21 protein-coding genes and 1 other annotated feature are annotated in these 19,144 nt (G+C 36.7%); all 21 genes read right to left on the bottom strand.

Translation table 11 applies throughout. The features are described from left to right. Positions 1-19: 19 nt before the first annotated feature. Positions 20-1,942, bottom strand: a complete 1,923-nt coding sequence (locus tag ILS93_RS09950; protein WP_222660376.1) for an ABC transporter permease — start codon at positions 1,940-1,942, stop codon at positions 20-22. Beyond that, positions 1,917-2,693, bottom strand: coding sequence for an ABC transporter ATP-binding protein (locus ILS93_RS09955; protein WP_000114530.1), 777 nt, complete (start codon positions 2,691-2,693; stop codon positions 1,917-1,919). The genes ILS93_RS09950 and ILS93_RS09955 overlap by 26 nt, the downstream gene beginning before the upstream one ends. A 93-nt stretch (positions 2,694-2,786) precedes the next feature. After that, positions 2,787-3,869 carry a HAMP domain-containing histidine kinase gene (locus ILS93_RS09960; RefSeq protein ID WP_088048071.1) on the bottom strand — a complete coding sequence of 361 codons (1,083 nt, stop codon included), beginning with the start codon at positions 3,867-3,869 and terminating at the stop codon, positions 2,787-2,789. Then, positions 3,859-4,566, bottom strand: coding sequence for a response regulator transcription factor (locus tag ILS93_RS09965; protein WP_098101625.1), 708 nt, complete (start codon positions 4,564-4,566; stop codon positions 3,859-3,861). The genes ILS93_RS09960 and ILS93_RS09965 overlap by 11 nt, the downstream gene beginning before the upstream one ends. Positions 4,567-4,816: 250 nt before the next feature. After that, a complete protein-coding gene (gene obgE / locus ILS93_RS09970; protein ID WP_000497117.1) occupies positions 4,817-6,100 on the bottom strand; it encodes a GTPase ObgE in 1,284 nt (427 codons plus the stop codon). Then, on the bottom strand, positions 6,100-6,648 hold the full coding sequence (locus tag ILS93_RS09975) for a sporulation initiation phosphotransferase B (RefSeq protein WP_064474697.1): 549 nt from the start codon (positions 6,646-6,648) through the stop codon (positions 6,100-6,102). The genes obgE and ILS93_RS09975 overlap by 1 nt, the downstream gene beginning before the upstream one ends. 63 nt (positions 6,649-6,711) lie before the next feature. Beyond that, the gene (rpmA, locus tag ILS93_RS09980) at positions 6,712-7,002 is read right to left on the bottom strand and encodes a 50S ribosomal protein L27 (RefSeq protein WP_000944957.1); all 291 of its coding nucleotides are present in this window, start codon (positions 7,000-7,002) and stop codon (positions 6,712-6,714) included. A gap of 3 nt (positions 7,003-7,005) precedes the next feature. Further along, complete coding sequence (locus tag ILS93_RS09985; RefSeq protein WP_002008596.1) at positions 7,006-7,350, bottom strand: ribosomal-processing cysteine protease Prp; 345 nt, start codon at positions 7,348-7,350, stop codon at positions 7,006-7,008. 11 nt (positions 7,351-7,361) lie between these two features. Continuing rightward, complete coding sequence (rplU, locus tag ILS93_RS09990; RefSeq protein WP_000270907.1) at positions 7,362-7,670, bottom strand: 50S ribosomal protein L21; 309 nt, start codon at positions 7,668-7,670, stop codon at positions 7,362-7,364. A 14-nt stretch (positions 7,671-7,684) separates the two neighbouring features. Then, positions 7,685-7,762, bottom strand: a sequence feature (ribosomal protein L21 leader region). 77 nt (positions 7,763-7,839) lie between these two features. Next, positions 7,840-9,228, bottom strand: coding sequence for an Rne/Rng family ribonuclease (locus tag ILS93_RS09995; RefSeq protein ID WP_064474696.1), 1,389 nt, complete (start codon positions 9,226-9,228; stop codon positions 7,840-7,842). Between the two features lie 67 nt (positions 9,229-9,295). Beyond that, the gene (gene spoIVFB / locus ILS93_RS10000) at positions 9,296-10,156 is read right to left on the bottom strand and encodes a stage IV sporulation intramembrane metalloprotease SpoIVFB (RefSeq protein ID WP_064474695.1); all 861 of its coding nucleotides are present in this window, start codon (positions 10,154-10,156) and stop codon (positions 9,296-9,298) included. Continuing rightward, a complete protein-coding gene (spoIVFA, locus tag ILS93_RS10005) occupies positions 10,149-10,895 on the bottom strand; it encodes a stage IV sporulation protein SpoIVFA (RefSeq protein WP_088048070.1) in 747 nt (248 codons plus the stop codon). Before spoIVFA ends, spoIVFB begins: the two co-directional genes overlap by 8 nt. Before the next feature lie 133 nt (positions 10,896-11,028). Next, positions 11,029-11,826 (bottom strand): septum site-determining protein MinD, encoded by a 798-nt coding sequence (gene minD, locus ILS93_RS10010; RefSeq protein WP_064474693.1) that lies wholly within the window; start codon positions 11,824-11,826, stop codon positions 11,029-11,031. Between the two features lie 2 nt (positions 11,827-11,828). Further along, entirely contained in the window at positions 11,829-12,515 is a 687-nt protein-coding gene (gene minC / locus ILS93_RS10015) for a septum site-determining protein MinC (RefSeq protein ID WP_064474692.1), read from the bottom strand. 35 nt (positions 12,516-12,550) lie between these two features. Continuing rightward, a complete protein-coding gene (gene mreD, locus ILS93_RS10020; RefSeq protein WP_000975757.1) occupies positions 12,551-13,096 on the bottom strand; it encodes a rod shape-determining protein MreD in 546 nt (181 codons plus the stop codon). Between the two features lie 14 nt (positions 13,097-13,110). Next, positions 13,111-13,962 (bottom strand): rod shape-determining protein MreC, encoded by an 852-nt coding sequence (mreC, locus tag ILS93_RS10025; RefSeq protein ID WP_064474691.1) that lies wholly within the window; start codon positions 13,960-13,962, stop codon positions 13,111-13,113. A 41-nt stretch (positions 13,963-14,003) separates the two neighbouring features. Then, positions 14,004-15,023 carry a cell shape-determining protein MreB gene (gene mreB, locus ILS93_RS10030; RefSeq protein ID WP_000466737.1) on the bottom strand — a complete coding sequence of 340 codons (1,020 nt, stop codon included), beginning with the start codon at positions 15,021-15,023 and terminating at the stop codon, positions 14,004-14,006. 157 nt (positions 15,024-15,180) lie between these two features. After that, positions 15,181-15,858 (bottom strand): DNA repair protein RadC, encoded by a 678-nt coding sequence (gene radC / locus ILS93_RS10035; protein ID WP_064474690.1) that lies wholly within the window; start codon positions 15,856-15,858, stop codon positions 15,181-15,183. Between the two features lie 46 nt (positions 15,859-15,904). Next, positions 15,905-16,480: a Maf family protein gene (locus tag ILS93_RS10040; RefSeq protein ID WP_064474689.1), complete on the bottom strand. Its 576-nt coding sequence runs from the start codon at positions 16,478-16,480 to the stop codon at positions 15,905-15,907. Positions 16,481-16,700: 220 nt separating this feature from the next. Continuing rightward, positions 16,701-17,663 (bottom strand): stage II sporulation protein B, encoded by a 963-nt coding sequence (locus ILS93_RS10045; RefSeq protein ID WP_098111522.1) that lies wholly within the window; start codon positions 17,661-17,663, stop codon positions 16,701-16,703. 164 nt (positions 17,664-17,827) lie between these two features. Next, complete coding sequence (locus ILS93_RS10050; protein ID WP_088048067.1) at positions 17,828-19,129, bottom strand: bifunctional folylpolyglutamate synthase/dihydrofolate synthase; 1,302 nt, start codon at positions 19,127-19,129, stop codon at positions 17,828-17,830. Between the last annotated feature and the right edge of the window lie 15 nt (positions 19,130-19,144).

Consider the following 19,144-nt stretch of genomic DNA (forward strand, 5'->3'; position numbering starts at 1 on the left):
CAAAAAGCTAGAGGTTTCTCTAGCTTTGCACGTGTTTCAAATATCCCCTTTGCGCGATCATAAAGTAAATCGCAGAAGCTACAATGTATGCTCCAATTACAATCGCACCTGATTTCCATAAATCAATATAAAGCATTTTCCCTAACGTATGAAGAGCAAATCCACTATGAATTGCACCGATCAAAATTGGGATAAAGAAGATAACGCCCATTTGTCGAATCGCAATTTTACGAATTTCTTTATCTGTCATACCGATTCTCTTTAACGATTTAAATTGAATACGATCTTGTTCTTTATCGTTAAACCATTTAAAGTATGTCATACTACAAGCGAAAAAGAAGAACAGTACAGCTACGAAGAAACCGATAAACATCGTAATTGCTCCTGATTCCCTTATATTTTTATAAGCAAACACCGAGTTATTTAATTCCCCTTGCTTATCTGGTGCAATTTCCTTTTTCAAATCTAGCACAAGGTCTTCCGTACTTTTCCAGTCTTCTATATAATAACCATAATATTTCGTCTTTTCTTCATCTGGTACGAGCTTTGCGTATTTCTCAAAATCTTGATCATTCACAATGAGATATTCACTATCATTAAAAACAGAAAATGAAGTTGGATCATTTAATTGAACAGACTGCGTTTGTCCGTTAATTTTAATTTCATACGGTTTCGTACGATCTATCTTCATCATATCGTTCGCCATATCCATTACGACCATCGTTGCACTACCTGGTGCATTATGAACTTCTCTAACTTGCTCTCTCTTTTGTTTACGTACTTCAGCATTATATTCTTTTTCTGAAACGATCGCCATCGGTACTTCATGTTCACTGTTAAACATCGTGATTTTTTGAGTTCCAGGAAGTTTTACGTACATTACTTCTCGCGCTTCTTCAAATCCGTGTTTTTTTATTAATTCTTTTGCCTTTCCTTCTTTGATGACATTATGCGTATTTATTCCCTTTTCCTCATACGAAATAGCATGCGGGGTACTAGTTACTGCCTTATAACTCATATCCTCAAAAAATACGTACAGTGTACCAACTGCTGAAGATACAACGGCCGTAATGATAGAAATTACAAATAGAAAACGAGCATTATCTTTCATTTTATAAATAAGATTGCTAAGTACGAACATATTTGGATATGTATAAAAAGATCTTTTTCTTTTTTGCAATGCTTTTAATACGACTGTACTACCTTGTGTAAACAGTAAATAAGTTCCGCCTATCGTCAGCCCTACAATCGGTAAAAACAGAATGACAAAATTCATAAATGTCACTTGGAAGCTCAGTACATATGCAACAATAATACATCCTATACCAACTACACATAACGATGTAAATGCAAAAGGTTCTACTTTTTGTTTTCTTGCTTCTCTTAATAAATCAATAATTTGCAAGCGTCCTACTGTCCAAACACTAAACAATGATAGGATTAAAAATAGAATAAAGTATATACCTGCTGTAATAAGAATTGCTTTACTATTCCATACGAGTGGAAGTGTTTTATCTATTTTCAATATTACGCTTAATGCTTGGAAAAATAATTTTGAACAAAGCATGCCAAGCCCAATACCTACTACAATTGCAATGCTACCTAACATAAGCTGTTCTAATATAATCATTCGGCCAAGTTGAGATTTTGTTCCGCCTATTAATGTTAATAGACCAAACTCTTTTTTTCTTGCTCGTAAAAATGTTGAATTTGCATATAAAATAAAGAGTGCTGAGAAGATGACTACAATATAATTCATCGATTCTAGCCCTTTTGAGATCATCCCTCTCATACTAATATTACCACTTACGACATCTGGATGATAAATAAAGGAAGCATACATGAAAAATACGACAATCGATAAGCAGCTACTAATAAGGAAAGCTTTATAATTACGCCAATTTCCTTTTACGTTATTAAGCGCGAGCTGGCGAAAGTTCATGATATTCTCCTCCTAGCATCGCAAGTACGTCCAGAATTTCTTGGAAAAAGGCTTGTTTCGTTCTTCCTTTATGTATTTCTGAAAAAATTTCTCCGTCGCGAATGAAAAGAATACGTTCGCAATAACTCGCCGCTACTGGATCATGCGTTACCATTGCAATTGTTACTTTCTTTTGTTCATGTAAGTCTTGCAACGCACTCATTAATGATTTTGCTGACTTTGAATCTAAGTTTCCAGTTGGCTCATCCGCTAAAATTAACGTCGGTTCATGAATGATCGCTCTCGCAGCTGCTGCACGTTGTTGCTGTCCGCCTGATACTTCATATACTTTTTTATTTAATATTTCTTCGATATTTAAGAACTTTGCAATCTCAAGCACTTTTGCATCGATTTCATTTACAGATTTCTTCGCCATTACAAGTGGTAAAATGATATTTTCTTTAATCGATAACGTATCAAGTAAGTTAAAATCCTGGAAGATGAATCCTAAATGTGTACGGCGAAACTCCGCTAATTTTGCAGCACGCATTTGATTAATTTCTTCGCCATTTACAAGCACATGACCTGAAGTTTGCTTATCAATTGTTGCTAATAAATTTAAAAGCGTTGTTTTCCCGCTTCCTGAAGGACCCATAATCCCTACAAATTCGCCTTCTTCTATTTTAAAATTTATATCATTTAAAGCAGTCGTCGCTACTGAACCTTTTGATTGGTACACCTTCGTTAATCCTTTTACTTCAAGAACACTCATTTCTAATCCCCCTATGTGTTTTCTTCTTACATTTACTATAAGAAAAATAAGAAAAAGAAACGAGTGATTTCCCTTACAAAACGTTTTGTTATCTTACAGTTTTGTCATTTTTCTCATTAATGTATGATATTCTTCATCTTTTGCAAATTGGAACGTGAATGTTGTCCCTTCCCCTTCAGCCGATTGCACATAAATACCGTGATGTAAATTATCACAAATTTCCTTCGTAATATATAAACCCATTCCAGTCGCTTCTCTCGTTTTACGGCCATTTATTCCCGTAAAGAATGGATCAAATATACGCTTTACATCTTGCTTTGGAATACCAATTCCATTGTCCTTAATATGTAGTAACACCTTTTGATCTTTCTCTTCAATTTGAAATTGAATTTCCTTTTTCTCTGCTTCTGAAATTTTCGTATACTTAATTGCATTTACAACAATTTGCCCTATAGCAATACTGAGCCATTTTCTATCAGATGCAACCATACAAGTATCTTCATCAAACATTACTTTCGGAAATACCGACGATTGAATGAAAGATTTTCGATTTTCATTAATAATACCCCTGATGATATCTATCACATTTACTACTTCTACTTTATAATCTTTCGCAAATTGCTCTAACCTTGCCATATGTAACGCTAAATCTAAACCATTTAGTATGCGGTTATTTTCTTCACGAATACTTTCAACTGTTGCTCTTGCTTCACGATGCTCTTTACCAAACTTTTGTAAAAGCAATTCTATAACCGATACTGGTGTTTTCATTTGATGAATCCACTGGTTCATAAATATCATTTGTTGTTGTTCTTTCGCATGTTGTTTATGAATTTCATTCATATATTGCTGTCTTAATAGCGTAAACGATTCAACAACCATCTCTTGCTCTGACGTATAAGAAGTATCAATAAGTAAAGAATCGTGTAATGTATTTCCGCTGGCAACATATTTTTCAATTCTTTTTAAAAATATACTTCGTTTTCGATAATCGTAAATGAGGTATACAGTAACTACAACCGTCCCTAATAAAAGCCCATATAACCACGTACTCCAATCAATGGATCTTTTTTCTAAAAGACTTTGCAACTGCAAAACGAGCCCAAATAAACAAAGGCTAACAATATAAGAAAGAAGTAGAGAAAAGCGGTCCAAGAGGTAATTTTTAACCTTCATGCCCTTCGCCCCACTCTGTAAGAAGCGCATAACCATATCCACGTTTCGTTACAATGGCATTTTTAACGCCTAGCTCCTCTAGTTTCTTCCTTACGCGTTTTACATTTACGGTTAATGTATTATCATCAACAAAAGCTACCTCATCCCACAGGGCTTCTAACAGTTCTTCACGCGTTACATACTGATTTGCTTGTTTCATTAAACATTCTAATAAGTAAAATTCATTTTTTGTCAGCTCCGTTTGTTGCCCCTGCCACTCAACAATGTGCTGGGACGGAAATAACAACAGTCCATTTACACCTAAACAATCACTCTCAGCAACAGAGGCGTACTCACCATATCCACGGCGAAGTGCACTTTTCACCTTCGCCATTACGATATCTAAATGGAATGGTTTTGTAATGTAATCATCTCCGCCATTCTCGATTGCCATTACTTGATCCATTTCCCCTGTTCTTGCAGAAACAAAAATAATCGGCGCATTCGATACAGTACGAATTTGACGACACCAATAAAAACCATCAAAATATGGTAAATTAATATCCAGTAATACGAGATGAGGATTTATTTTCACGAACTCATCTTTTATATGACGTAAATCACTTGCTCTAAATGATTGATAGCCATACCTTTCTAAATGCTCCTCTAATATTCCCGCTATTTTTTCATCGTCTTCTACAATTAATATTTTATACATGTTCGTTTTCTCCCCATAAAAAATTCTTCCAAAACCACTCCTTGTTCTATTATAAATTGAAAATTTAATTAGTGGGGAATTTTTCCTGTACGAATCAGACTTTTACAATAAAGTGAAACTTTAATCAGCCCTCACCAACCGGGATTTTACGGGCAGCCCGCCCTCACTTTGCTTCACTGAATTTTGAGGTGGGGGTCTTACTGTCCGGTGAATAGCGGGATAAAAAAAAGACTGCCATATTTCGGCAGTCTTAATCGATAAATTCAAATTGATATTCAAGAATTTTTACAATATCTCCGTCTACTGCACCACGTGCACGAAGGGCTTCATCAATACCCATTCCACGCATTTGACGAGCAAATCGGCGTACAGATTCATCACGTGAGAAGTCTGTCATTTTGAATGTTTTCTCAATATCATAACCAGAAATAACAAATGTACCATCACTTTCGCGTGTAATTTCAAAATTAGATTCAGATTCAAATTTGTACATTACACTTGCTTCAGATTCTTCTACATCATCGTACATTGGGAATTCTGGTGTTGTTTCTAATAAGTTCGCTACTTCAAATAGTAAGTCACGAACACCTTGTTTCGTTACAGCTGAGATTGGGAAAATTTTCACTTCGTCTCCCAATTTCTCTTTAAATGCTTGTAAGTTTTCTTCTGCGCCTGGCATATCCATTTTGTTTGCAACAACAACTTGTGGACGCTCAGTTAAACGCATATTGTATTCTTTTAGTTCACTATTGATTGTTACATAATCTTCATATGGCTCACGGCCTTCTAAACCAGACATATCGATAACGTGCACGATTACACGTGTACGCTCAATATGACGTAAGAATTGGTGTCCAAGTCCGACGCCGGCATGTGCGCCTTCAATTAGTCCAGGAAGGTCAGCCATAACGAAGCTGCGGTTATCACCAGTTTCAACAACACCAAGATTTGGAACGATTGTTGTAAAGTGATACTCTGCAATTTTCGGACGCGCTGATGATACAACAGATAATAATGTAGATTTACCTACACTTGGGAATCCAACAAGTCCAACATCTGCTAGCACTTTAAGTTCTAGCGTGACATCACGTTCTTGACCTGGTTCCCCGTTCTCAGCGATTTCTGGCGCTGGGTTCGTCGGTGTTGCGAAACGTGAGTTACCACGGCCACCGCGGCCACCCTTTGCGATTACAGCTGTTTGTTCATGCGTTACTAAATCGGCAAGAATTTCACCTGTTTTTTCATCTTTTACTATTGTTCCTGGTGGAACCTTTACGATTAAATCTTCAGATTTACGACCGTGCTGACCTTTACTCATTCCGTGCTGACCACGATCAGCTTTGAAATGACGTTGGTAGCGGAAGTCCATTAATGTACGTAAGCCTTCCTCAACAACAAAAACAACATCTGCACCTTTACCACCGTCGCCACCTGCTGGGCCACCTTTAGGTACATACTTCTCACGACGATACGCAACCATTCCGTTACCACCGTCGCCGCCTTTTACATATATCTTGACCTGATCTACAAACATTATTTCACCACACTTTTTTCGATTGGTTGTAATATAACTGAGACTTCTTCGTCTCGTACTGTATAAGAAATGGAATACCATTTATTGTTTTGGTTCGCAAGCCAATTCTGTAGTTCTTCTACACTCGTTAGCTTACCACGAAAATCAAAAAAGAAACGAGCATTCTCCGCGTCACATTCAATTGTGATACAAACATAATTTTCAACATATACGTCTAAACTATGCTGAAGCATTGAGAAAAATTGATTCGTCCATGTACATACAATCTCATCTAAGTGAGATAAGTTATGTAATTCCCCTAATACTTCGTACTCCAATAAGCACGGCTGCTGTTTCCAATTATATGTTAAAATCCACTCTGAAAATAAAGGCATTGATAGCCCTATCAGATTGGATTCTTGTCTCGCTTCTTGGACAAAACGATCGATGAGACTATGAATCTCTTCCACTTTTCCAAGGGAAAGGTTTCCTTTCACCATCTGCATACGATTGAGCCAATCATGTCTTGAATGACGCAATGCATCTATAATTGTCCATTTTTCATTCATTTAGATACCCCTTAATATAGAAAAACTCTAACCTGCACTCAGGTTAGAGTTTTCCGTGAGTTCTTATGCTTCTTGAGCAACAGGATATACGCTCACTTGTTTGCGGTCACGGCCAAGACGCTCAAAGCGTACTACGCCGTCAACTTTCGCGTATAAAGTGTCATCGCCACCACGACCAACGTTAACACCTGGATAAATTTTTGTACCGCGTTGACGGTAAAGAATTGAACCACCTGAAACCGTTTGACCATCTGCGCGTTTAGCACCAAGACGTTTTGACTGAGAGTCACGACCGTTCTTTGTACTACCTACACCTTTCTTAGATGCGAAAAACTGAAGATCTAATCTTAACATACGTTACACCTCCTGCACTTTTTCTATTAAACGGATATACTTTCCGTAATCAAGTTCGATCGTCTTAAGCGAAACAACCAATCCTTCTAAAAGTATCTGTGCTTTTTCTGCTGTATGAACGTCTAAATCATTAGGCAATTCATACGTTAAGAATCCGCCATCACTTCCGAGTTCAATAGTTGCCTGCACATTACAAAGTTCTTCCACTGCATTTATAGAACCAAACACAACCGCTGTAGTTCCAGCACAGACAAGATCTTGTCCATGTGGCGCATAATTGGCATGTCCAGTCATTTTAAATGATTGGATACTTCCTAATTTCGTGCGACTTATCGTAATTTTAATCATGTTAACCTGAATTAAGCGTTGATAGCTTCAACAACTAGCTTAGTGTAAGGTTGACGATGACCTTGTTTCTTACGATTGTTCTTTTTCGCTTTGTATTTGAAAACGATGATTTTCTTAGCGCGACCTTGTTTTTCAACTTTCGCAGTAACTGTTGCACCTTCTACAACTGGGCTACCAACTTTAACGTTTTCGCCACCAACGAAAAGAACTTTGTCAAAAGTAACAGTTTCACCAGCTTCAACATCTAATTTTTCAATGTAGATTGCTTGACCAGCTTCAACTTTAATTTGTTTTCCACCTGTTTCGATAATTGCGTACATACTTGCACCTCCTCTTAATTACTAAGACTCGCCAAAAACGAGGTAGACATAAATGCCTTTAGGGAACCTGTCTTGTGCGGTTGTAGCATATAGCCGTTTAGGTGCTATAAACTATAACATAAAGATGTTATCATGAATCATAGACGGTTGTCAATAAATGTTCTACTAACTATTTTTTCCGTTCTACAATTTCTGTTTTACTTCCAAAACGGACAATTGCATACTTTTCGATCATATCATCTTTGAAATAAATTTCAAATGGAATATTTTTTTGTAATTCTTTTTGCAAAAATTGTTTTTGCAGATTTTTAGGTGCAGCGATTAATACTGCCTCATCCTCTATATTGCCATATGTGATTAGCTCTCTCTCTAACTCATACGCAATTGTTTCATATGACATCACATACCCCGTCGCTTTGCAAGGTACACATTCTTCTAGTAATACGTCGCGTAAAGAATGTTTCTTACGTTTACGTGTCATCTCCAAAATCCCTAACTCTGTAAAACCGAGCACTCTTGTATATGTGCGATCATTTTGCATAGCAGCCATGAGACTTTCTCTTACCTTTTCTTTATCTTCTCTTCTTTTCATATTAATAAAATCAATTAATATCATACCACCGATATCACGCAGTCTTAATTGACGTGCAATCTCTTCAGCTGCCACTTCATTTGTACGAAGGACTGTATCTTGTAAATTCTGTTTTCCAGTAAACTTGCCCGTATTCACATCAATTACAGTCATCGTCTCCATTTGTTCCACAATTAAATAAGCACCATTCGGGAGCCACACAATTTTTTGAAGTGCTTTCTCGATCTCACGCTCTATTCCAAAATGGTTAAACATTGAAGATTTTTCATTATAAAAAGATACTTTTTCTTTTCCGATCTTTTCTTCTAATTCTTTTACTATACTTCTTGTATCTACAACTACTTTTTCAATCGTTTCAATCGGATTCTCTTGGAATACACGATCTAAAAAGGTCGCTGGTCGATGAAGTAGTAACGGTGCCTTTCCTTGGCCCTCTTTTCTTTTTAGCTCTTCATATAACTGCTGTAACCTTTGCATTTCAGCTTGTATTTCTTCAATTTCTCCTTTTTCAGAAGCAGAGCGGAAAATATAACCTCCTGTCCCTTCTACCTCAATTTGGAGTAGCTGTTGCCTTCTTTTATTATTTTTTATTTTTCTAGAAACCGCACGCATTTCATCATATGGCATATAAACGACATATTTCCCGGTAAATTCTACGTTCGCCGTCAATTTCGGCCCTTTCGTATCAATTGCCTCTTTCACAACTTGCACGAGTACTGCTTGCCCTTCATGTATACGATAAGAAGATGGTACATCATCGTATGAAAGGTACGCATGTTTTTCTAAACCGATGTTTACAAAAGCTGCGTTCATTCCAGCAATCGTTCTTACGATACGTCCAACATAAATATGTCCAACAATCTCTTGTTCTTCATTTCGTTTCCATAAAAACTCAACAATTTTTTTCTTCTCTTCAATTGCAACGCGTTTTTCCGATCCTGCATAGTTCATATATAACGTTTTCAAAATTCTTTCCTCACTTTATAATCTTCTTTGCTTTTACAATAATAAAAGGTTAGTGCTATCGTCAACACTAACCGATTAATTCTTCAACAGATGAAGTTGTTCGTTTTTCAGTAAAATACGCATAGAGTAATTCATTTTCATCCAATGTGTAATGTTCTTTATATTTTCCATGGACGATAATAGAGTGCTTATACCCTCTACGAAATTTTGTGAATATCTTATATAAATGATCTTCTGATTGCACTTCAATAGGTGCAATCTTTTCAATTCCTCTTTTGTTCCCATAATAACGTTCTAATAAAAAACGCATAAAGGCATACTGTCTTTGTTTCCACTCTTGATATAACGACACCGCTAAAAATATGAGTAGTACCCACATCATAATATTGTTACTATTCCAAAGTAACTGCCACACTAGTATTACACCAAAAAAAACACATGATAATTTCATCATCTTTTCATGTGCTTGTAAATAAGGAAAACGATATGATAATACGTTAAACAATACTTTTCCACCATCAAGCGGCCAAATAGGTAGTAAATTAAATGCTAAAATAATTATATTATTCCATATAAAGAAATAATATAAATCCGCACCCAGCCAACCAGCTTCAAACACTATATAACCTACCAGCATCATCCAAATATGTTGTATAGGCCCTGCAATTACAACAACAAGTTCCTCTTTCAATGACTTATTCCCATGTTCCTCAAGCTCAGCCACACCACCAAAGGGTAAAAGTTGAATCTTTTTAATACGCCAATTGTAGTGTGCCGCCGCAAAAGCATGCCCAAGTTCATGGATAAGAACGATACAAAATAACAGTAGTAACTCTTTAAAACGTGCCGTAAAAATACCAATGACAATAATAACCCAAAACAACGGATGCACTGAAATCTTCGTTAAAACTTCTCTATATTTAATCAAATGAAATCACCTGAATCGGGTCAATAAATTTTTCATTCTTTTTTATCGCGAAATAAAACTTACCATTTTTATTATTTGCATCATTATTCACCTTTCCAATTTTTTGTTTCTTTGAAACGTAATCATATAATTTCACTGTCATGTCATTTAAATTCGCATACCACGATTCTGTTCCATCTGCATGCTGAATTTGAACCGTATTACCAAGTTCCTCTTTCTTACCTGCAAAAACAACTAGCCCTTCATTCACTGACTCAACAGTTGCATTTGTAGCTGTTTGAACAAATACACCTTGGCCATTTTTTTGAAACCCTTGCATCACCTTTCCAGAAGCAGGGATGGCATAATCTTTTTGCTGAATAGTTCCTTCTTTTTTCTCAGTAGGTGAATAAAATACGAGCGGTTTTCCAAACTGCTTTTCGTACCATTTCGCTACAGTAGCAAACTGAAATTCTTCTTTCATCACTTTTTCTGTAACAGCTTTAGCACCGTCGAAAGAAGAGGGTGCATTCTTATATAAAATAGCGACAGAAAGAACTAATATTGCTGATAACAAAACTTTGAAGAAAAATACTTCTTTTTGAAATAAAGGATGAATTTCCTTTTCTCCTTCTTCAATAAATACTGTTTCACTATCAAAATTCCCTCCAGCAAAATACTGTTCTTCCTCCATCCTTTCTTGCTCTGCTTTTCTTTTCGCAATCCGTTTTTTAATTTCTTCTACACGTCTATTCTTCATACTGTCTCCTTTCTTTCGTTAAGCTAATTTAAATAGAAACAGTTGTATACAGTTTGTACATATGTATGAGCTAAGAAAGGAAGATATTCGTGTGAAGAAAAAAGAAAGCACTTCGCATATGCGCGAAGTGCTTTTAACGGATTCCAAAGAAGTTTTTCACCTTTGTAAATACCGATACCTTTTCTTGTCCAAATGCTTGCAATGGTACATTCTCACCCAACAAGCGTCTTGCAATATTACGATAAGCTAACGCTGCTTTTCCGCTCGGTTGCAACGCTACAGGTTCACCTGTATTTGTAGCACGAATAACTTCATCATCATCCTCGACAACACCAAGAAGCTCGATTGACAATGTACGTACGATTTCATCAACATCTAACATATCCTGCTCATGAAGCATATGACTACGCACACGATTAATAACAAGTTTTGGTGGTTCAATATCCTCTTTTTCTAAAAGCCCGATAATACGATCCGCATCGCGCATCGAGGATACTTCTGGCGTCGTAACAACGATTGCTTTATCCGCACCAGCTACCGCATTTTTAAATCCCTGCTCAATCCCCGCAGGACAATCAATTAATATGTAATCATAATCTTGACGTAATACTTGTATTAATTCATCCATTTGTTCAGGTGTTACCGCTGATTTATCACTCGTTTGTGCTGCAGGTAATAAATAAAGATCATCAAAACGCTTATCTTTAATAAGCGCCTGAGGTAAACGGCAACGCCCTTCAACGACATCAACAAGATCAAATACAATACGATTTTCCAGCCCCATTACTACGTCTAAGTTTCGAAGGCCGATATCTGTGTCAATTAAGCACACTTTCTTTCCAGATAACGCCAGGGCTGTACCAATGTTCGCAGACGTTGTAGTTTTACCTACTCCGCCTTTTCCAGATGTAATTACTATTGCCTCTCCCACAGCTATACAATTCCCCTTTCTAACTTTGTTAAATTAGGTCTAAGATGAGTGAGAAGTTGCAGTCGATCGACAACAATGTGATTGTTCTCATTAATATACGCACATTCTGCCGCCTCCGCTCCGTCTTCTTTCTCTTCCGGAGCCCGCATTGCCACATCACTAATTCGAAGTTGCATCGGGTTCATATCAGATGCAGCGATTACAGCCTCCGAATCCCCATAATACCCAGCATGCGCAATTCCTCTTAATGATCCTACGACAAAAATATTCCCTCCAGCGATAACCGTTCCGCCTGGATTAACATCTCCAATTAACAATAAATTTCCTTTTACATGTAAAACTTGTCCAGAGCGAACAATTTTGGAAATAGGGACAATTTCTGTTTCTTCTTTCCAAGCTATTGCTTCTGCTTTCGTGATAACATCACTTTCAATTGAATCCACAACAAGATTCTTTTTATTACGAATTAACGTACGAATCTCTTCTTGTTGGACTTCTGTTAAATAACGATTTCCCACTTTCACATGCACTTCAATTAAAGAGCGCCCATCACCATCATAGTAATGTGTAGAAAGCTTTTCATCCAATTCCTCCAGTAATTCAGAGAATGAACAACAATCATCTAAATGAAGCGTTATTCCGTCTTTTGTCCCTTTTATTGTTACATTTTGTTGCTTTTTTTCTTCCACTAAAGTTCACCCCACCGATTCAATTCGACATAAAATTAGAAAATCCTTTTTTCTTTTTCTTCCATCGCTTTTGAAAGACGCACTAAATATCGTCTCAGTGGGAAACAAACTATCAATAAGAAAATTGCATTTAGCAATAAAGTAGACAGGAGACGATCTGTGAAAAAGACATACGCTGACATATGAGTACGTCCTAACAAAGTTAAAAATCCATACACATAATACTCTAGTGCTACAATGCTAGCTAGTACAATAGAAGCAACAATAAATAAATTCAATTGTAGTATCTTCATCACACTATAAACTAAATAAGCTAAAATCGGATACGCAAATATATATATGCCGACAAGTTCTGTGTATACGGTATCAAATAAGAAACCAAATAAGAGTCCGTAATAAATCCCTTGGACCGGACTATAGTACACAGTAATAAAACATAACACAATTATAAAGAAATGAGGTGCTGCTATACTGTCTTTCCAAAAAACCTCTGTTGGAACAATAGTAGCAAACATATTTTCAAATAGAAAAACAAAAAGGAGCAAAAGAGGAAGAGCTGCTCTTTTTAGAATCTTCATCATCTCTTCTCCCCCTCCTATTCTAATGGCGCTGAAGGCGTTGCACGTTTAGCAACCATAATATGCTCTACGTCATTCAAGTCAGCGGCCGGTTTTACATAAGCTGTTTTTGTTAAGCCGTATGGATCTGGCTGAACATCAACGATTGTTCCAATTACAAGACCTTTCGGGAAAATATCACCAAGTCCAGATGTTACAACTAGTTGATCTTTTTTCACGTCTGCATCAGAGCCAATCTTTGTGAAAAGAAGTAAGTGCTTTTCTTTGTCGTAACCTTCAATCAATCCAAAGATCTTCTCATCACCTTGTACGATAGCAGAAACACGATTTGTTCGACTCATAGAGCTTAGCAATTCTACTGATGATGTAAACTGGGATACACTTTTCACTCGTCCAACTAGACCTTGTGAAGTTACTACAGCCATATCTTTTTTAATTCCTTGCTGTGCCCCTTTATCAATTCCAACTAAATCGTACCATTTATCTGGATTACGAGAAACAACAGTAGATGGAATTTCAGTATATTGGCTATTCAACTCTTTTTTACCCGTTAACTCTTGTAACTTCTTGTTATCATCTTCTAATTGTTTTACTTTCCCTGATAGACCTGCATAATTATCTAATTTTGCTTTTAATTCTTTATTCTCTTCATACGTGCGCTTTACATCCTCTACATTTTCGAAGAATCCAGCTACGTATTTCGCTGGCTTTTGGAATACACGTTCTACAACACCGACAGTGTCTTTAACAAACTGCTCTGGCCATGTTAAACTGTTCCGTTCTTTCAATGAGATTCCAATCAATGCCACGAGAAGAATAATACTAACTAACAAAACAATTAATCTTTTGTTTAAGAAAAACTGTGGCACGTTCACACCCTCTTAATTTCATTGATTTTTATTTTGCAATATTATCGAGCAGCAGTTTTGAAAAGATCGATATTGTCTAATGCTTTACCCGTTCCAATTGCTACGCAATCTAATGGATCTTCCGCAACAAGAACTGGCATATTTGTTTCTTCACTAATCACTTTATCTAAGTTACGTAGTAATGCTCCGCCGCCTGTTAATACGATACCACGGTCCATAATGTCTGCCGCTAATTCAGGTGGAGTTTTCTCTAACGTATTTTTAACAGATTCTACAATTGCATCTACTGTATCTTTTAATGCATCTGCAATTTCTTCTGGCTGAATTAGTACTGTTTTTGGTAAACCACTTACTAAATCACGACCGCGAATTTCCATAGGCTCGATACCTTCTGGCTCGCCTGCAGAACCGATTTCTAATTTTAATGCTTCAGCTGTTCTTTCACCAATCATTAAGTTGTAGCTTTTCTTAATGTACTGAATGATTGAATCGTCCATATCATCACCAGCAACACGAACTGATTGACTTGTTACAATACCACCTAAAGAAATGATTGCAACTTCTGTTGTACCGCCACCGATATCAACAACCATGCTACCAGTTGGTTCCCAAACAGGTAAGTTCGCACCAATTGCTGCTGCAAATGGTTCTTCAATTGGATAAGCGTCACGAGCGCCCGCTTGACGAGTCGCATCGATTACTGCACGTCTTTCTACAGCTGTAATACCAGACGGTACACATACCATTACGTAAGGCTTACGTGAGAAGAATCCATTTGATTTTTGAGCTTGTTGAATGTAGTATTTCATCATTGTTGCTGTCGTTTCGTAATCAGCAATTACACCGTCTTTCATCGGGCGAAGTGCCACAACGTTTCCTGGTGTACGACCAATCATTTGTTTTGCATCGCTACCTACAGCAACGATTTGTTTCGTATCAGTTTGTAACGCTACTACTGAAGGTTCACGTAAAACTACACCTTTTCCTTTTACATATACAAGCGTGTTCGCAGTTCCTAAATCTATTCCAAGATCGCGAGTAAAGCCACCAAATCCAAACATATTATTTATCTTCCTTTCTTGTTTTCACGGACTCATTTTTTCTTACTTTATATTATAAAAACAGTACGTTTTTTATATCTTTATCCTTTTTGTAGATAAATTTCTACAAAAAACTCATAAATCACATTATAAAACAAAATAAGTAAAAAGCATAGTCTTAAATATGACCTTTTTCCTTTAAACTCACGAATTTATGGTCGCCTATTATAATATGGTCAAGCACTTCAATTCCGATAATCTGGCCGCATTCTACTAACCGTTTTGTTACTTCAATATCTTCTCGGCTCGGCGCGGGGTCTCCTGAAGGATGGTTATGAAGACATATGATAGAGGCTGCTGCACGACGGAACGCTTCTTTAAAAACTTCCCTTGGATGTACAATTGATGTGTTTAAACTGCCAATGAAAATCGTTTGCCTATGTATAACTTGATTTTTTGTGTTCAAATATAAACATACAAAATGCTCCTGCTGCAGGAAGCGCATTTCTTCCATCATATATCTCGCACAATCTTCTGGGCTTCGAATGCTGTATCTATTTTGATATTCTAAACGTACCATTCTTCTACCGAGTTCAAAAGCAGCTATAAGCTGGGCTGCCTTTGCAATCCCAACACCATGTATACTGACAAGCTCTTCTAACGTTGCATCTTTCAACATGCGTAAACCATCAAAGTGATGTAAAATTTTATCTGATAACTTTAAAACTGTTTCTTCTTTAGAACCTGTTCTGAGTAAAACTGCAAGAAGCTCCCGATTTGATAAACTTCCAGCTCCTTCTAACAATAAACGCTCCCGTGGCTGTTCTTCTTTGACAACATCACGAATACCGTTCATTTCTCCACCCCTTTATTTGTTCTTTCAAAGAAAATCCCATGCAATTTTACGCATGGGTTATATCAATATTAAATTGTTTTAATTCCCGAACAAGACGTGAAATTGGTAAACCGACTACACTATAGTAATCCCCTTGAATATGTTGAACAAAAATAGATCCTTTACCTTGAATTCCATAACTTCCTGCTTTATCAAGAGGCTCTTTCGATGCAACGTATACGTCAATTTCCTCTTCTGTTAATTCCCAAAACGTAACTTCTGTACGCTCGTAAAAAGTGACTGTTTTGTCTTTTGTTATAATTGCAACACCAGTATACACTTCATGTGTTTTCCCTGATAATAATTGCAACATTTCTTTCGCCTCACCCTCATTAGAAGGCTTTCCAAGAATACGCGATTCATATGTAACAATTGTGTCTGCACCTAACACAATATGATCACTGTTATTTTCTGCTACTGCAGATGCTTTTTGCAGGGCAAGCGACATAACAATATCAGAAGGTGATGAGTACGCACCAATCGTCTCTTCTACTTCACTTACAATGATTTCAAATGGTACATCCGCTAACTCAAGCAGTTCCTTCCTGCGAGGTGACCCTGATGCTAAAATAATTTTTCTCATATTTTCTCCTTCCTTTCTCACATGAAGCAGAATCATTTACATCAATCGTATCAAAGGAATAGTTTGTCCACAAATGAAAGAAATATTATTTTCTCTAAATAAAATAATACTTTTTACTAAAATACGATTATATTCCTGCCATAGAGAAAGCATTTTGCTCTAAATTCAAAAGAAAAGAAAGAAGTACCTATACTTCTTCCTTCGTCATTTCATTATCCTATTATTTCACCTTTTGGGAAACAATTTTTTCATATGAAAGTATACCATCAATAATAACTTGATTTAATTTCGCCAAAGATTCCTTATCACCTTTTCCATCCTTCACTGTTTGCACAGCTACTGACGTATACATATACAATTTCTTTGCTTCTTCCTGCTTCATACTTTTTCCTTCTTTTTCAATTGCTTTCCACTCTTTTTCAATCGCACCTATATCTTTTGCATTACTTTTTCCACTAACTTGTACGCTGGAAGCATATTTTGCTAAATGAGTATATAATGGCTGTACTTTTGTTAAAAACGCCCCAACTTCTTTATCATCTTTAAGTAACGCTTTATCTGTTATATCCCAGTTCTTTTTCAATACGGAGACATTATCATTTTTATACTGCGTCATTAATTGATTTATGCCTTGTTCATCGCTAGCAACACCAACAACTAATGCATACTTATCACCGCTCGGTTTTAAAACTGCAACGCCTCCATTACCTTTCCACTCTTCAAGAGCGGCCTGTCCCTTTTCTTCGGAAGAATAAATTCCTCCTTGCACAAAAAATAATTTCATTGGATCTAATGACGTTCCTGTCTGTGCTTTTTGTTTTTCTTCTTTTGGTGCCGGTGTTTGTTCTGCCGTTCCGCCCACCTTTGATTCTTCATTTCGCATCTGCTTCGAAGCTGTTACTTCGCTTCCCCCTGTCGCACCTTGTCCTTTCAGTAACTGTAGCATTCCCATCCCAAACGCCGTACCAATAACAATTGCAGTTGCAACGATTGCAATTAACGTATTGCTCCACTTCTTTCGTTTTTTTTCCTTAAACACCAATTTCGCTTTTTGAAACGGAACAACGTTTTTCGGCCTTTCACTTTCTACTACCATCCATTCAAATTCATCTTTCTTCTTCTCCTCATACTTAGCTTCTGCTCCATTCACTTTCACTGAGATCGTTCGTGATTGCTTGTCCATACACTCACACCTCACCTCTTATCGTTGTCCGCATCATATCATATTCATTTCACAAAAAAACGAGATATTTGTCAGAGGAATTCGCCAAATAACCCTATATATTTATCTTATATGTATGCATTTGACTTCATTTGTAGAACAAAAAACTAGATAGCAAAGACTATCTAGTTTTTCTCGCGAATATATTTTCGAACTTCCGAAATGAAATAAAGAGAACCTGTTATGATAAAAACATCATTTTCTCCAATCATTTCAACCTTCGTATCAATTGCCTCTTTCCAATTTTCAAAAACTAATTTTGACTTTTTCTTTGAATACGATGCAAGCTTGTCAGCAGAAATAGCACGATCAAAGGCGAATGTTGTAAAAATAATTTCATCGGCAATGGTTTCTAATTGATCTACCATATTATGCAATTGTTTATCACCTAGGGCAGTAAATAAAACTATTACATTTTTATCTTTGTAATGTGATTCTACTGTTTTCACAAGACTTTCGATACCTTCTGGGTTATGGGCACCGTCTATAATAATATCTGGATTGCTTTGCAGTTTTTCAAATCGCCCAATCCAATACGCTTCCTGTAATCCAGTTCTTATTTCTTCTTCCTCAATTAAAAATGATAAGTATGTTTTGACATACATGACTGCCATAAGTGCAAGTGCTGCGTTTCCTACTTGGTGAATACCTTTCATTGAGATTCGCACATCTTCAAAGCTGGCAAAGGGACAAGTGAAATCGAACTGTTCTCCATCTTCACTAGACTGTTTATGTAACGCTGTAAAATGCTTGCCCATCTCGTATAAGTTTGCATGATTTTCCTTTGCAACTTTTTGAATGACTTGCAATGCTTCCTCATCTCGTACACCAGTAATAACTGGAACACCAGATTTAATAATCCCCGCCTTTTCATATGCAATTTCTCCTAGTGTGTTCCCTAAAATATGCATATGATCGTGGCCGATATTTGTAATAATCGTAAGAACAGGATGAATAACATTCGTAGAATCAAAGCGCCCTCCAAGCCCTGTTTCAAATAAAACAACATCACAGAAATTAACTTTACCGAAATAACAAATTGCCATAACAGTAATAATTTCAAACTCAGTCGCTTCCCCTAAATCCGTCTCATCTAGTTTTTCAACGACTGGCTTTACCATCTTTACAAGTTCAGTAATCTCTTCATCTGCAATTGGTGTCCCGTTCACACTAATACGTTCGTTAAATGTTTCAATATATGGAGAGGTAAATGTTCCTACCTTATACTTTGCATCTTCTAACATGTAGCGCATATATGTTAACGTTGAACCTTTTCCATTTGTGCCAGCAAGATGAACACATTTTATGTGACGCTCTGGATTTCCAAGCTCTTCTAGCATCCATCTCATTCTTTCTAATCCTGGTTTAATACCAAACTTCAATCGGCTATGAATCCACCCTATCGCTTCTTCGTATGTATGTATCACGTATGCTTTCCCCTT

The sequence above is a fragment of the Bacillus sp. 16GRE42 genome (assembly GCF_019837435.1).
GTDB classification, from domain to species: domain Bacteria; phylum Bacillota; class Bacilli; order Bacillales; family Bacillaceae_G; genus Bacillus_A; species Bacillus_A wiedmannii.